The organism is Thalassococcus lentus (genome assembly GCF_028023555.1).
Classification (GTDB): Bacteria; Pseudomonadota; Alphaproteobacteria; order Rhodobacterales; family Rhodobacteraceae; genus Thalassococcus_A; species Thalassococcus_A lentus.
Window position 1 is genome coordinate 56449 of record NZ_JAQIOY010000010.1, and the last position, 15182, is coordinate 71630.

Consider the following 15182-nt stretch of genomic DNA (forward strand, 5'->3'; position numbering starts at 1 on the left):
AGAATTGCAATGGCAAAGGTAGCGTTTCTGGGGCTGGGTGTCATGGGATACCCGATGGCAGGACATCTGGCCAAGGCCGGTCACGAGGTAACCGTTTACAATCGTACCTTTGCCAAGGCCGAAGCCTGGGCAAAAGAACATGGCGGTACCGCTGCCGCGACCCCGCGCGAGGCGGCACAGGGCTGCGACTTTGTCATGGCCTGCGTCGGAAACGACGATGATCTGCGTTCGGTTTGCCTCGGTGAGGATGGCGCATTTGCAGGCATGGGGTCCGGCGCGACGTTCGTGGATCACACAACGGTTTCCGCGCAGGTCACGCGCGAGCTCTATGCCACGGCAGCAGATGCGGGGCTTTCCTTCGTGGATGCGCCGGTGTCTGGCGGTCAGGCCGGGGCCGAGAATGGCCAGTTGGTGATCATGTGTGGCGGCGACGAGGGCGTCTATGCCTCGGCTGAGCCTGTGATGCAGTCCTATGCCAAGCTGTGCAAACGGCTGGGCGAAAGTGGCGCAGGCCAGTTGACCAAAATGGTGAACCAGATTTGCATTGCCGGATTGGTTCAGGGCTTGTCCGAAGGGCTGCACTTTGCCGCCAAGGCTGGTCTTGACGGGCGCGAGGTGGTCGAGGTGATCGGTGGCGGCGCGGCGGGCAGCTGGCAGATGGTCAACCGGGTCGACACCATGGTCGATGATGAATTCGAACATGGCTTTGCCGTTGACTGGATGCGCAAGGATCTCGGAATTTGTCTCATGACAGCGAATGAGAATGGCGCATCGCTGCCTGTTACCGCCTTGGTGGATCAGTTCTACAAGGACGTACAGAAAATGGGCGGCGGGCGCTGGGATACGTCAAGCCTGATCAAGCGGCTCAATGCGCTTGGCTGACCCATATCCGATGAAGGGCAGGGCGTGATGCAACGCCTTGCCCACATTGCGCTGGTGGTCAGCGACTATGACGAGGCCATAGCCTTCTACGTGGATCTGCTCGGATTTGAACTGGTAGAAGACACCTATCAGCCCGAACAGGACAAACGCTGGGTTGTGGTGCGGCCAAGCGGCGGGGGCTGTTCCATCTTGTTGGCGCGGGCGTCGAATGACAGGCAGGCCAGTTTTGTTGGGGATCAGGCCGGTGGGCGGGTTTTCCTGTTTCTGCAGACCGATGACTTCTGGCGTGACTATAACGACATGCTGAACAAAGGCGTGGAATTTGCACGTGCGCCGAAGGACGCCCCCTATGGCACCGTCGCGGTGTTCAAGGATTTATATGGCAATCTGTGGGACCTGATTCAGTTTACGGATGGGCGTGCGATCTGAGCACCATCGGCAGGATCAGCCCCCATTTGGTTTGCCGGGCTGGACCCGTGGGCGCAAAACCCAGTTTGCGATAGGCTGCAATAGCGCGCGTGTTGTCTGGGTGCGGATCGGTCGCAAGGGCCGGAGCGCCAGTTTCCAGAAGTGATTTTGTTCTCTGAGCCATAAAGGCGGGGCCGTGTCCGATCCCGATCATGTCGGGTTCGCCGATGTATTGATCGATGCCCCGGGACCCCTGCGGCAGCGCGGCAAAATGATGATCTTCCCAGCCGTGCACGGTGTAATCCTGCATATAGGCAAAGGGTGCGCCCTCATGCGACACGATCCAGCGCGCGACACGTGGATCGGCCAAGTCTTTGGCGCTGATGGCCTTTGGCGGGCCCCACCACCTGCGAACGTGGGCGCGGCTTAACCAAGACACCAGCATGGTTGCATCCGCCATGGTCACGCGTCGAAACTGATATGGGGCCTGATCGCTCAATACGCGCTGCCGCGTGATGGCTTTGGGGTCATTTCAGGTGTCCTCCATCCTGAAAACAATTTTGGAAGTCATCCTTTGCCGCCAACCTGAACCGGGTGCCCGCGCGCGCTGCGCTCAGAATGCGATCACAGCGAAAGCTTCGCGGCTCGTCACGTAGGTGGTCATGAGCCAGCACGTACCACACAGGGTATTTGAGCAAGAGAAAGTGCGGTTCGATCCTGCGTTGCGACGGTTGGCCATCCTCACGCTGGTACGTGATGTCCAGCATTTCCAGATCCACAAAGGCCTGATGCAGGGCTCGCACGATCCGTTCTGGCGGGCTGACAAAACCGGCCTGCACATAGGTCGAAGCCGTGACCCCGATCAGAATGCGAGACTTCAGGCTTTCCACCCGCTGGCGTTTGTCCTTTGAAAAAGAGGCGACAAGCTGACGGCGAACCGACGCTAGGTTCGCAAGGAACATGGGCGAGTCCATCTGTTCTGCTACCGCGATGCTGATCAGCAGATCGATTGCTTCGGCATAGCCCAGATTCAAGCGGCCGACACCCCAATTGCCGTCCAGACGGACGCCGCCGCCACGACCCCGATCCGCGTCGATTTGCATGCCTTGTTCGCGCATCAAATCAAGATCGCGCTGGATTGTCCTGGCGCTGACCTGATGCTGGGCGGCCAGATCCTTGATGGTGCAATGGCTCTCTTGCTTGAGCTGGACAGCCAGCAACTCAATGCGCCTAAGCCTGCCGATCGCGTTTGTTCGGGTCATGAAACAAATACGACATAAACTGACGTCTATTTCAATATCACGGCTAAACAGATCCCGGCATGTGCCGGGATGTCGGATCGTCAAACCGCAGGAGATCACCCGATGAAAATGAACTACGTGGTTCTTGGAACCAACGATATGACAGCCGCCAGCCAGTTCTACGACCAACTGTTCGCACATTTGGATCTGGGACGGTTCGCGCCTTCGGACCGTATGACCTATTGGCTGGGAGAGGATTTCGCATTTGCGGTGGCGCTTCCGTTTGATCAGGGCGCAGCGTCGAACGGCAACGGCACCATGATCGGTTTTGCCGTGGGTTCCGCGGACGAGGTGAAGCACATGCACCGTTTGGCAATCGAGCTTGGCGGCGCCTGTGAAGGCGCGCCCGGACACAGAGGGCCGCGGTATTCTGCCTATGTCCGTGATCTGGACAACAACAAGCTTTGCTTTTCAGACTGAATTTTTCGGTTCTCTGGTGCCCGGTTGGCCGGGCGCCGGCATCAACAGGGCGGGCACCGCTGATGTGAGACGCGACAGCGGCCCGTTCTCGGATACGAGATTAATTCGCGCGTTTCTGCTTTGCCCATTGTCATTCCCCCATGGCTGCCCTTATGTTGAAGGCAAGCGCATAGCCCTTTTTGGCGGCGCTCGACAGTTTCGCTGAACAGGTGCTTTGCGGGCAAACCCGCCTGCCTTTTTCAGACCGATTGGGCCAACTGGCCAATGAACCGCGCCCGGACCGCACGATTGCGACGGGCCAATGAACGGGCGCCAAGCCAAGGCTGGCGTCGGAGAAGAACCGCGATGACGCGCGCGATACATAGCAAAATGCGGGCCGGGGGCGTAAAGCCACCCCGCATTGGCGCGTCTCCAATCGCCCAAATCAGACACGGCTCATCCACGCTCGGCCCGCCAGGGCAGGGCGCGCATGCCCCGTGCAGACGGATAACATGGCAAAGAAGATGCTCATCGACGCCACCCACGCGGAAGAGACCCGCGTTGTGGTGGTGGACGGAAACAAGGTCGAGGAATTCGACTTTGAATCAGAAAACAAGCGCCAGCTCGCTGGCAACATTTACCTCGCAAAAGTAACTCGGGTCGAACCCTCGCTTCAGGCCGCCTTTGTTGACTATGGCGGCAATCGTCATGGATTTCTGGCGTTCTCGGAGATTCATCCCGACTACTATCAGATCCCTGTCGCAGACCGTCAGGCCCTGATGGAAGAGGAGGCCGCGCTTGCTGCTGCGGCTGCCGAAGAGGACGAAAAGCCCAAGAAAAGATCGCGGTCCCGCTCGCGCCGTAAATCGACCAAGGCAGAGACCACCAAGGCAGATGACGCGGTGGTTCAGGCCGATCCGGTCGCCGAAGTCAGCGGTATGGAAACGATCGATCTGTCGGACGACGATCAGACCGATGAGGCTGTCGTAGCCGATGATGAAGCCAGCTCTCCTATGGAGCGTGTGGCCGAAACACCCGTCGAAGAGCCCGCGGATGAGGCTGCAGAGGCGCAACCCGCCCAAGCCGATGCCGCGGAGGCCGACGCAGCCAGCGACAGCGCGCCCGAGGCCGAAGCCGAAGCGCCTGCTGATCCTGCCGCTGAAGACACCAAGGCCGAGGACGATGCTGCCGAGGCGGACACGGATGGTGACGACGCCGACAGTGATGACGATGACGACGAAGAGGATGACAAGCCGGACGCGTCCGAGCGGGATTCCAATATCGAATCCGTCGCAGATGACGACACCACCGATGATATTCGTCCACGTCGCAAACCGCGTCCGCGCAAATACAAGATTCAGGAAGTGGTCAAAGTTCGCCAGATCCTCTTGGTTCAGGTGGTCAAGGAAGAGCGCGGCAACAAGGGCGCTGCTCTGACAACCTACCTGTCTCTGGCTGGACGGTACTGCGTGCTTATGCCGAACACGGCCCGTGGCGGCGGCATCAGCCGCAAGATCACAAACGCTTCGGATCGCTCAAAGCTCAAGGCCATCGCGGCTGAAATCGACGTGCCCAAGGGCGCGGGCCTGATCGTGCGGACAGCCGGTGCCAAGCGCACCAAGACCGAGATCAAGCGGGACTATGAATACCTTCAGCGTCTGTGGGAGCAGATCCGCGAATTGACGCTGAAATCGACTGCACCCGCCAAGATTTACGAAGAAGGCGACCTGATCAAACGGTCGATCCGCGATTTGTACAATCGCGAAATCGATGAGGTTCTGGTCGAAGGCGAGCGCGGCTATCGCATCGCCAAGGACTTCATGAAAATGATCATGCCGTCCCACGCCAAGAACGTGAAAAACTACCACGACCAGATGCCGCTCTTTGCGCGCTATCAGGTGGAATCCTATCTGGCTGGCATGTTCAACCCGACGGTCCAGCTGAAAAGCGGGGGCTACATCGTTATCGGTGTGACCGAAGCGCTGGTTGCAATCGACGTGAACTCGGGTCGGGCAACCAAGGAAGGGTCGATCGAGGAAACCGCGACAAAGACCAACCTTGAAGCGGCCGAAGAGGTCGCGCGGCAGTTGCGTTTGCGCGATCTGGCCGGCCTGATCGTCATCGACTTTATCGATATGGACGACCGCAAGAACAACGCGGCGGTCGAGAAGAAGCTCAAGGACAAGCTCAAGACGGATCGCGCCCGCATTCAGGTGGGCCGGATTTCCGGCTTTGGCCTTTTGGAAATGTCGCGCCAGCGTTTGCGTCCAGGCATGATCGAGGCGACCACACAGCCTTGTGCGGCGTGCCATGGCACGGGTCTTATCCGCTCGGACGATAACATGGCCTTGCAGGTTCTGCGCCAGATCGAAGAAGAGGGTACCCGCCGCCGTTCACGTGAAGTGCTGGTGAAGGCCCCTGTGGCAATCGCCAACTACCTGATGAACCAAAAGCGCGAGCATGTTGCACAGATCGAGTCGCGTTATGGCATGGCGGTGCGGATCGAAGGTGATGCGCATATGGTTGCGCCGGACTTCACCCTCGAAAAGTTCAAGACTGCGACACGCCCTGTGCCCGAAGCGGCACCGGTTGTTTCTGTCGACACGATGCTGATGGATCAGGTCGACGAGGACGCCGCAGCCGAGGCAGACGTCGAAGAAGCGCCAGCGGCGCCGGACGCAGGCTCCGATGAACAAAAGCCCAAGAAGCGCCGTCGCAGACGTCGCCGGCGGTCCAAGTCCAAGGATGGTGAGGGCGATCAGGACGAGTCGCAGTCCAAACAGGACGACGAATCCGGCGATGCCGAGGCAAAAGAAGACGGCTCGGATGACAAGGTAGAACAGGCTGACAAAGCGGATGCCAAGTCTGACGTTGAGGCCGAAAAGCCAGAGGCCGAAGCCGAAGCTGAAGAGAAGCCCAAGAAAACCCGGTCACGCAGTCGGAGCAAATCCAAGAAGACTGAAGAAAAGACCGAAGAGAAATCCGAGGGCGACGCGGCAGAGGACGGCAAAGCCGAGGAGGCCAAGGCCGAAGACGCCAAACCAGACGAGGCCACCGAGAAGAAGCCGACCAAGTCGCGTTCGCGTTCGAAGAAGGCCAAGACTGAGGATGTGGCAGAGGTGAAGGCTGAGCCAGAGGCCGAAGCCGAGGCCGAGGAAAAGCCCAAGCCCAAGCGCACTCGGACTCGGAAAAAGAAGACCGATGATGCCCCTGCGGAAGAGGCGACGGCTGCCAAGGAAGAGGCAAAGCCGGAACCGGTTGCTGAAGAAGCCGCTGAAGCTGCGCCTGCACCCAAGCCACGCCGCACGCGTAAAAAGGCGGCCGACGTTATCGCTGAGGTGACAGGTGGTGCCGCCGCCGAGGACAAGGTTGAGGCTGCGCCTGAACCCAAGGCCGAGACACCAGCCGCGCCAGTTGAGGCTGCGGCAGATGAGGCGCCGTCAGATGACGACAAGCCGAAACGCCGTGGATGGTGGTCGCTGGGTCGCTGACCCGCACTGAACTGAAAACAATAGGCCGCGCAGTGGATTGCGCGGCCTTTTTTGTTTGGGGTTGGGCCATGACGGCGGTCCGGAAAACCAGACTTCGCCGGTCATTCAACATGGACTACAAAAACAAAGCGCCCCGAAGCGGGGCGCTGGTTTTGCAGGATTTGCTGATTTTCGGTGTTACCGTCCCCAGGTGCGAACCGGACCACAATCCATGTGGACGAAATTCGATCCGCTGTAGCGACCCACACCGCCACCCTTGCAGGCGGCTGCCGCGCGGGCCATTTGCCCGACCGAGCGTGAAGACAACCGAAGATCCGCTGCCTGTCCGCGCAGGTGGCGGGAGTTTTTGGCAACGCCGCCGTTAGAACGCGAGCGGAGCATCGCGTTCGTCTTTGGGCTGCGATAGCCCGAGATCAGCATGTAGGGTTCGTTTGCATCCATCAGGTTATGCGCGGCCGCCATGATGTCGATCGTGCGCAGGTCGATGGATTTGACATCATTGGTACGCCAATCACGCATGAAGTGATTCACTTCGCGGACAGCGTCTTTGATGTAGTGCCCTTCGACCCAATAGATCATATCGATCCGCTCACCTGTGCGGCCCGAATACATTTTGATCCTGCGAATATCGCCACCTCCGCGCAGGAAGCCTGCTGCGTTGGAGTAGGTGGGTGCTGCCACAACCGCTGTTGCTGCAAATGCACCGAGGATACCGCGCCGCGTAAAGCGGTTAGAAGTCAAATCTGCCATATCGGTAGCGTCTGTCCCGTAGTCGCTGTTACCTGTAAGTCGGCGTGCTGTTACACGCCTGCTGCCATCTTCCCCAGATGCACAGTCTCTATCGCACGAATCGGACTCTGTAGAAAGCCTGTTTTCTCAACAATTCGAGCATTCAAGGGGAAATGCGCGGCTTCCTGCCGAAATGGCGCAAGGCTGTGACGCAAATGCTCCGAAATTGGCCTGTTGAGCACACTGTACGGAAGGGTAGCAAATTGGCGGAAATGTGAATAGACAGGCACCCGCTGCACTTACAGACTGATATTATTACAAAACGAGTGACCAAGGGGTTATGAGATGATGCAAACCAAACAGGGCCGGACGCTGCGTCTGGTGCGTTCGGTCATCGCTGCTGGTGGATTCTTTTTAGTCGGCGTTACGGGCGTATCAGCCGAAAGTGGATTTTCGTTTCAGGTCACGGCCTACAAACAGGCTGTCGCCGAATCCTTGGGTGAGAACGAAGCCGTCGCCGCTTTTTATCGTGCCCGCGCATTTGAGCCGCTTTGGACCGGGGCAGGGGTAGAGGATCGCGAGCGGCGCATTGCCTTCTTCGAGGCGCTGCAGCTGGCGGATGATCACGCGCTGCCGATCGACCGTTATGACCCAGAAGGTCTGATGGCCCGGATGGCCGCAGTCTCCAATGGTCGCGAACGTGGTCTGCTCGAGATGGAGTTGACCAAGACCTATTTGCAATTCGCCAACGATCTGCAATCCGGGCTCTTGCAGCCGGGTCGGATCGATGGAGATATCAAACGTGTTTTGCCACGGCGTGATCCGGCGGACCTGCTGGCGCAGATCATGCAGGGCGATCCCCGTGCGGCGATGCGCAAACTGATCCCGAACAGTCCCGAATACACACGCCTGATGCGCGCCAAGATGATGCTCGAGCATCGCATTGCCCATGGCGGTTGGGGTCCGACTGTACCGGCGGCCAAGCTGAGCCCTGGTCAATCCGGCAAGGCCGTTGTTGCGCTGCGCAACCGTCTGACAGCGATGGGATATCTGGCGCCGCACCTTGGCGGCAGCTTTGATGCCCGGATGACCGAAGCGGTGCGGCAATTCCAGATCGACCACAATCTCGAAGCGGATGGTGTTGCCGGTGCCTCGACCATGAGTGCCATCAATGTCAGCCCTGAAGAGCGCCTGAAATCCGTGATGGTCGCGATGGAGCGGGAACGCTGGTTGAACCTGCCCGAAGGTCTGGGCAAGCGTCACGTCAAGGTGAACCTGACCGATTTCCACGCGCAGATCATCGATGACAACAAGCTGACCTACGAAACCCGTTCGGTCATCGGTCATCAGGATTACGATCGCCGCACACCCGAGTTTTCGGATGTCATGGATCATATGGTGATCAACCCGTCGTGGTACGTACCGAGGTCGATCATTGTCGGGGAATACCTGCCATTGCTGCGCTCCAATCCGGGCGCGGTGTCCCATCTACAGATCATTGATGGCCGGGGTCGCGTTGTTGGCCGTGGTCAAAGCTTTGCGGGATATACGGCGCGCACCTTCCCATTCTCGATGCGCCAGCCTCCGGGGCCGCGCAACGCACTGGGTTCGGTCAAGTTCATGTTCCCGAACAAGTACAACATCTATTTGCACGATACGCCGTCGCAGCACCTGTTTGCGCGCGAAGTGCGCACCTATAGCCATGGCTGCATCCGTCTGGATGATCCGCATGATTTTGCCTATGCACTTTTGGCCAAGCAAGAGTCCGATCCGGTGAACTACTTCGACCGAATCCTGAATTCGCGTGTGGAAACCCGTGTGAATCTGGAACAGCACGTGCCGGTGCATCTGATCTATCGTACGGCCTTTACGCAGGCCAAGGGTCACATGAACTATCGCCGTGATGTCTATGGCCGCGATGCCAAGATCTGGAACGCTTTGGTCGCTGCTGGCGTTCAGCTGCGCAACGGGCGCACCTGACCAGTCAACGCGATTGAAACCTGAATGAACCCCCGGCGTCGTCAACGCCGGGGGTTTTTCTGTCTTGGGCGCTGATTGTGGTGGTGTAGCGGTGTTCAAAGCGCGTTGACGGAATCATTTGGCATCCGTAAACTGAACAAGCGTTCAATAACCGCGAGAGGGGTAATCCGATGTTTATGGCCAGTATGACGTTTGATCTGGGCGAAGACGTAAATGCCCTGCGCGAAATGGTTCACAAATGGGCGCAGGAGCGGGTCAAACCGCTGGCAGCCGAGATCGACAGCAGCAATGAATTCCCCGCGCCGCTTTGGCAGGAAATGGGAGATCTGGGCCTCTTGGGGATCACCGTAGACGAAGCGTATGGCGGCGCAGGTATGGGCTATCTGGCGCATACTGTGGCGGTCGAAGAGGTCGCCCGTGCCAGCGCGTCAGTTTCGCTCAGCTATGGGGCGCACTCCAATCTTTGTGTGAACCAGATCAAGTTGAATGGCACCGAAGAGCAAAAGCAGAAGTATCTGCCGGGGTTGATTTCCGGTGCCCATGTCGGGGCGCTTGCGATGTCGGAACCATCGGCGGGATCGGATGTTGTTTCAATGAAGCTACGCGCGGAAAAGCGCAACGATCGCTATGTGCTGAACGGCAACAAGTACTGGATCACCAATGGCCCGGATGCCGACACGCTGGTTGTCTATGCCAAGAGCGATCCGGATGCAGGATCAAAGGGCATCACGGCGTTTTTGATTGAAAAAAGTATGGCCGGATTCTCGACCAGCCCGCATTTTGACAAGCTCGGCATGCGTGGATCAAACACCGCCGAGCTGATCTTTGACGGTGTCGAGGTTCCTTTTGAAAACGTGTTGGGCGAAGAAGGGAAGGGCGTTCGCGTTCTGATGTCCGGACTGGACTATGAACGCGTGGTGCTGGCCGGAATTGGGCTTGGGATCATGGCGGCCTGTCTCGATGAGATCATGCCGTATATGGTTGAACGCAAACAGTTTGGTCAAAGCATCGGCAATTTCCAACTGATGCAGGGTAAGATCGCGGACATGTATACGGCGATGAATTCGGCACGTGCCTATGTCTATGAAGTGGCCAAGGCCTGTGACCGGGGTGAAGTGACCCGTCAGGATGCGGCTGCCTGCTGTCTCTATGCGTCCGAAGAGGCGATGAAACAAGCGCACCAAGCGGTGCAGGCCATGGGTGGCGCTGGGTTCTTGAACGACGCACCGGTTGCGCGAATTTTCCGCGATGCCAAGCTGATGGAAATCGGTGCGGGCACCTCTGAAATTCGCCGTATGCTGGTGGGACGTGAATTGATGGGGGCGATGGGGTGAATGCCGCGTTGGGTCTGGTTTGTACCGATCCTCACTTTGATCGCCGGGGTCACCGTGCTGGCCTACCGGATTGGGTGGCTGCGGGCCAATCTGACCGAAACCGATGTCATCGAGTTTTACGCGCAGCGCTACGAGGACGAATTAGGAGGCAGCGCCCGCAAGAGCGATTGTTTTGCCCGTCCGGGCGAAACGCCGGGCATTTGGCTGGTCGTTTTCTGTGGTCGGGGCGAAACCGCACGACGCTACGCGGTTAATCGAATGGGGGCTATGGTGGACGCCGATGTCGGACCAGCAGAGCCTGAAGCCTGAGGAGGAATGACATGTTCACAAGGGTAGCACTGGCGGCCATCTTTTGCTCTGGTCCGCTTTTTGCGCAGGATCTAGTTTTTTCGCCGACCGAGACCGAGATTTGCCTGCATCAGAACCCTGGTGCTGAATCCAGTTGCATCGGCCTGTCTGCAGAACAGTGCATGGTCGATACAGACGGCGGCGGTTCGACCGTTGGAATGGGCGCCTGTCTTGATCAGGAATTGCAGTATTGGGACACCAGGTTGAACGCGGCATACCAGGCCCGGCTGGCCGAAGCCAAGGCCGCGGACAAGGATGCAAAGGACTATGGCTATACAGCACCCCCGCAGGAAGAAAACCTGCGGGCCATGCAGCGGGCGTGGATCGGGTTTCGCGATGCGCGGTGTGACTATGCCCGTTCGCTTTGGGGGGGTGGCACCGGTGGTGGTCCTGCTGCGATTGGTTGCCTGATGCATACGACCGGCGAACAGGCCCTTTACCTTGAGCAATTCGTGCGCTGATGCTGCGCCGGTCCTCCAGTTATGAAGCGCTGCGGACGCGGTTCGACTGGGATTTACCAGATGATCTTAACATGGCCCATCAGACCTGTGACGGATGGGCCGCGACCGACCCGGACCGCACCGCGATTATCGATCTGACCTCGGGTCATCGACGCGATGTCAGCTTTGGCACGCTCTACCAGTTGTCCCGCCGCGTTGAGGCCGGGCTGGTTGCCCGTGGTGTGATGCGCGGTGACCGTGTGGGTGTATTGCTGAGCCAAGGCCCGCTTTGTGCCGCTGCGCATATCGCGGCCTGGCGGCTTGGCGCGATTTCCGTACCGTTGTTCAAGCTGTTCCAGCGCGATGCATTGGCCTCAAGGCTGGGTGACAGCGGCGCGAAGGTTGTTGTCACGGATGATGAAGGAAAGGGCATGCTGCGCCCTTTCGATTGCGCAGTGCTTACGCAAAAAGATCTGCCCGACGCTGCCATGGCGACGCGGGCAGCCGTTGGGACAGGGCCCGAAGATGCGGCTGTTCTGATCTACACATCCGGCACGACGGGCAAACCCAAGGGTGCTCTGCATGGTCACAGGGTTCTGACAGGACATTTGCCCGGCGTTGAAATGAGCCATGATTTTCTGGGCCAGCCGGGCGATGTGTTGTGGACGCCAGCTGATTGGGCATGGATCGGCGGATTGTTCGACGTTTTGATGCCGGGTCTGGCGTTGGGCATTCCCGTGGTGGCGGCCCGGGCGGACAAGTTCAGCCCGGATTTCGCCGATTGGGTCATCGCCACGGGCAGCGTGCGCAACGTCTTCTTTCCGCCCACCGCGCTGCGTATGCTCAAGGCCGCAGACACCCGCCTTGAAGGGTTGCGGTCCGTTGCATCAGGCGGTGAGCCGCTGGGCGCGGAAATGCTGGCATGGGGGCGAGAGGCTCTCGGGGTCACGATCAACGAATTCTACGGTCAGACGGAATGCAACATGGTTGCCAGTTCCTGCGGCAGCCTGTTTGACCCCGAGCCGGGATGTCTGGGGCGTTCTGTGCCAGGGTTCACGGTGGCCGTGATTGATGAAGACGGCCAACTGACCGATCAAGAGGGTGACATCGCGGTGCGACGCGGGGCGGCCTCGATGATGCTGGAATACTGGCGAAACCCCAAAGCGACGGCAGAAAAATACCGCAAGGGTTGGCTGCTGACCGGCGATCGGGGGATCATGGAAGAGGGCGGCTTTGTCCGCTTTGTTGGCCGTGATGATGATGTCATTTCAAGCGCGGGCTATCGCATCGGTCCGGCCGAAATCGAAGACTGCCTTTTGACCCATCCTGCTGTTGCAACCGTTGGCGTGGTGGGCAAACCTGATCCGCTGCGCGGCGAAATCGTCAAGGCCTATGTGGTGCTCAAGGCGCGCAGCGAGGTACCCGAACAAGAGCTGCAGGATTGGGTTAAGCAGCGGCTGGCCAGCTATTCCTACCCGCGTGAGATCGCCTTTCTGGATGCCTTGCCCATGACGGTCACCGGCAAAGTGATCCGCAAAGCGCTAAAGGCCCGCGCAGCAGCGGAAGGAGGCAACTCGTGAAACCTGCAGTCCTCTTTGCGATGCTGCTGATGGTGGCCGGTCGAACCATGGCTGAAACCGAACCGGAACCGCTGCCTGATTTTTCGACCTGCATGAACCGCGAGGTCGCGCGATTTGAGCGCCAGCTGGTTGCGCTTGAAAATGTTCCCGATCTATTGCCCTTTGCCGTTGGCGGGACCACGGGCGCCATCTACTGCGGGGGCGTCGGTATCGTGAATTGCGATCGCACCGGGACCCCGATCCCGTGTCAGCAGCGACTGGCCGTAGAGCAGGAATTGCTGGCCACTCAGGTGCTGATGTCTGTGCCTGAGCCGGACAGCTTTGAGACCGAAGGTGATCTGGGGCAAACGCTCTACCCGCAACTCTATGCGCTGGCCCGGGGCACGTCTGCTGGCGACGATTGCGCAGGGGCAGAGCCGGCACTGAAGGCCTGGTGTCGGGCTTGGCAGGCCAACAACCGTCTGTCCGTAACGATCCATCTGTGGGAACTGGCCCGATATTTGGGACAGGCCGAGCCAGCGGTCACAGCCGGGTGGGCCGACGAGCCGCCTTTGGTCCGACCCAGAGCGCGCAAAGCCTCGCAGGGGCAGGATCAATGAGCTTGGTAGAGAGATTTCAGCGAAACGCCTTTGCCCTTCAAAGCAGCGTATCGAAAATAAAGGAGCAAGCGGCATGAAACTTCAGTCGCAGATCATTCCGACGTCAGAGGCGTTTCGGGCCAACCAGACGGCGCATCTGGCCGCGTTGGCCGAAATCGAAGAGGCGGCAATGCAGGCCGCGGCGGGCGGCGGTGAACGCGCCCGCGAACGCCATTTGAGCCGGGGCAAGATGCTGCCGCGGGACCGGGTGGCCAATCTGCTCGATCCCGGCTCACCGTTTCTGGAGGTGGGCGCGACGGCGGCCCATGGACTGTATGACGGGGCCGCGCCCTGCGCCGGGGTGATCGCCGGCATCGGACTGGTTCATGGGCGGCAGGTCATGGTCTTATGCAACGATGCCACGGTAAAGGGTGGCACCTACTATCCGATGACGGTCAAGAAACACCTGCGCGCGCAGGAGATCGCAGAGGAAAACCATCTGCCGTGTATCTATCTGGTCGACAGTGGTGGCGCGAACCTTCCCAATCAGGACGAGGTGTTCCCGGACCGCGATCACTTTGGGCGGATTTTCTACAATCAGGCCCGGATGAGCGCCAAGGGCATTGCCCAGATCGCTGTTGTGATGGGGTCTTGCACGGCGGGCGGCGCCTATGTGCCTGCGATGTCCGACGTCACGGTTATCGTCAAGGAACAGGGTACGATCTTTCTGGCAGGCCCTCCCTTGGTCAAGGCGGCGACCGGCGAGATCGTGAGCGCCGAGGCGCTGGGCGGCGGCGACGTACACACTCGCTTGTCCGGTGTTGCGGACTATCTGGCAGAAGATGATGGACATGCGCTGGCCTTGGCGCGCCGGGCTGTCCGGTCATTGGGCAGCGCGCCGGGGGCGGGTGCGCTGAGCGGTGAAGACCCGGCCTATGATCCGGACGAAGTGCTGGGGGTCGTACCAGCCGACCTGCGGACGCCTTATGACATTCGCGAGGTCATCGCCCGTCTGGTGGACGGCTCTTATTTTGATGAATTCAAGTCCCGGTTTGGTGAGACGCTGGTCTGCGGTTTTGCAAGGCTGGCAGGCATGGACGTGGGGATCATCGCCAACAATGGTGTGCTGTTTTCGGAAGCCGCGCAAAAAGGCGCGCATTTCGTTGAACTTTGCTCGCAGCGGCGCATTCCACTGATCTTTTTGCAGAATATCACCGGCTTCATGGTCGGGCAGAAGTATGAAAACGAGGGGATCGCCCGTCATGGGGCCAAACTGGTGACAGCGGTGGCGACGACGTCTGTGCCCAAGATCACTGTTCTCGTCGGCGGCTCGTTTGGCGCGGGCAATTACGGTATGGCCGGTCGCGCCTACCAGCCGCGTTTCCTGTGGACATGGCCCAACAGCCGCATTTCCGTGATGGGCGGACCGCAGGCTGCTGGCGTTCTGGCTACGGTCAAACGCGATGGGATTGAGCGCAAGGGCGGCACATGGTCGGCAGAGGAAGAGGCTGCCTTCAAACAGCCCACCATCGACATGTTCGAGCGTCAGTCCCATCCGCTTTATGCTTCAGCGCGGCTTTGGGATGATGGCATCGTGGATCCACGCAAATCCCGCCATGTTCTCGCGCTGAGCCTGCGCGCTGCACTGAACGCGCCGATCGAGGAGACACGCTTTGGCGTGTTCCGGATGTGAGGCAGGCTCCGCACAGATC

Annotated in this window: 14 protein-coding genes; 11 read left to right on the forward strand and 3 right to left on the reverse strand. The window is 59.4% G+C overall.

Features of this window, described 5'->3' with window-relative positions:
• The first annotated feature begins 9 nt into the window (after positions 1-9).
• Both PFY00_RS17710 and PFY00_RS17715 read left to right on the forward strand, forming a co-directional pair.
• Positions 10-882, forward strand: a complete 873-nt coding sequence (locus tag PFY00_RS17710) for an NAD(P)-dependent oxidoreductase (RefSeq protein ID WP_271433933.1) — start codon at positions 10-12, stop codon at positions 880-882.
• Positions 883-909: 27 nt separating this feature from the next.
• Complete coding sequence (locus PFY00_RS17715) at positions 910-1311, forward strand: VOC family protein (RefSeq protein WP_271433934.1); 402 nt, start codon at positions 910-912, stop codon at positions 1309-1311.
• Here PFY00_RS17715 and PFY00_RS17720 read toward each other — a convergent pair.
• Together PFY00_RS17720 and PFY00_RS17725 are read right to left on the reverse strand one after the other, a co-directional pair.
• Positions 1289-1750, reverse strand: coding sequence for a GNAT family N-acetyltransferase (locus PFY00_RS17720; RefSeq protein WP_271434025.1), 462 nt, complete (start codon positions 1748-1750; stop codon positions 1289-1291). The genes PFY00_RS17715 and PFY00_RS17720 overlap by 23 nt on opposite strands.
• A 67-nt stretch (positions 1751-1817) precedes the next feature.
• The gene (locus tag PFY00_RS17725; RefSeq protein ID WP_271433935.1) at positions 1818-2552 is read right to left on the reverse strand and encodes a helix-turn-helix transcriptional regulator; all 735 of its coding nucleotides are present in this window, start codon (positions 2550-2552) and stop codon (positions 1818-1820) included.
• 102 nt (positions 2553-2654) lie between these two features.
• Here PFY00_RS17725 and PFY00_RS17730 point away from each other — a divergent pair, with 102 nt between their 5' ends.
• Together PFY00_RS17730 and PFY00_RS17735 are read left to right on the forward strand one after the other, a co-directional pair.
• Positions 2655-3011: a VOC family protein gene (locus tag PFY00_RS17730; RefSeq protein WP_271433936.1), complete on the forward strand. Its 357-nt coding sequence runs from the start codon at positions 2655-2657 to the stop codon at positions 3009-3011.
• 491 nt (positions 3012-3502) lie between these two features.
• The gene (locus PFY00_RS17735; protein WP_271433937.1) at positions 3503-6481 is read left to right on the forward strand and encodes an Rne/Rng family ribonuclease; all 2979 of its coding nucleotides are present in this window, start codon (positions 3503-3505) and stop codon (positions 6479-6481) included.
• A gap of 177 nt (positions 6482-6658) precedes the next feature.
• Here the strand turns inward: PFY00_RS17735 and PFY00_RS17740 are convergent, their stop codons facing one another.
• Complete coding sequence (locus PFY00_RS17740) at positions 6659-7231, reverse strand: YcbK family protein (RefSeq protein ID WP_271433938.1); 573 nt, start codon at positions 7229-7231, stop codon at positions 6659-6661.
• 324 nt (positions 7232-7555) lie between these two features.
• On the opposite strand from PFY00_RS17740, the gene PFY00_RS17745 reads away from it, so the two are divergent.
• From PFY00_RS17745 to PFY00_RS17775, 7 genes are all read left to right on the forward strand, one after another.
• Positions 7556-9190 (forward strand): L,D-transpeptidase family protein, encoded by a 1635-nt coding sequence (locus tag PFY00_RS17745; RefSeq protein WP_271433939.1) that lies wholly within the window; start codon positions 7556-7558, stop codon positions 9188-9190.
• A 170-nt stretch (positions 9191-9360) separates the two neighbouring features.
• Positions 9361-10524, forward strand: coding sequence for an isovaleryl-CoA dehydrogenase (locus tag PFY00_RS17750; RefSeq protein ID WP_271433940.1), 1164 nt, complete (start codon positions 9361-9363; stop codon positions 10522-10524).
• Positions 10525-10833, forward strand: a complete 309-nt coding sequence (locus tag PFY00_RS17755) for a hypothetical protein (RefSeq protein WP_271433941.1) — start codon at positions 10525-10527, stop codon at positions 10831-10833.
• 11 nt (positions 10834-10844) lie between these two features.
• A complete protein-coding gene (locus PFY00_RS17760) occupies positions 10845-11333 on the forward strand; it encodes a lysozyme inhibitor LprI family protein (protein WP_271433942.1) in 489 nt (162 codons plus the stop codon).
• Positions 11333-12892, forward strand: coding sequence for an AMP-binding protein (locus PFY00_RS17765; protein WP_271433943.1), 1560 nt, complete (start codon positions 11333-11335; stop codon positions 12890-12892). The genes PFY00_RS17760 and PFY00_RS17765 overlap by 1 nt, the downstream gene beginning before the upstream one ends.
• Positions 12889-13491, forward strand: coding sequence for a hypothetical protein (locus tag PFY00_RS17770; protein ID WP_271433944.1), 603 nt, complete (start codon positions 12889-12891; stop codon positions 13489-13491). Before PFY00_RS17765 ends, PFY00_RS17770 begins: the two co-directional genes overlap by 4 nt.
• A 73-nt stretch (positions 13492-13564) precedes the next feature.
• Positions 13565-15163 carry a carboxyl transferase domain-containing protein gene (locus tag PFY00_RS17775; protein WP_271433945.1) on the forward strand — a complete coding sequence of 533 codons (1599 nt, stop codon included), beginning with the start codon at positions 13565-13567 and terminating at the stop codon, positions 15161-15163.
• Positions 15164-15182 lie beyond the last annotated feature (19 nt).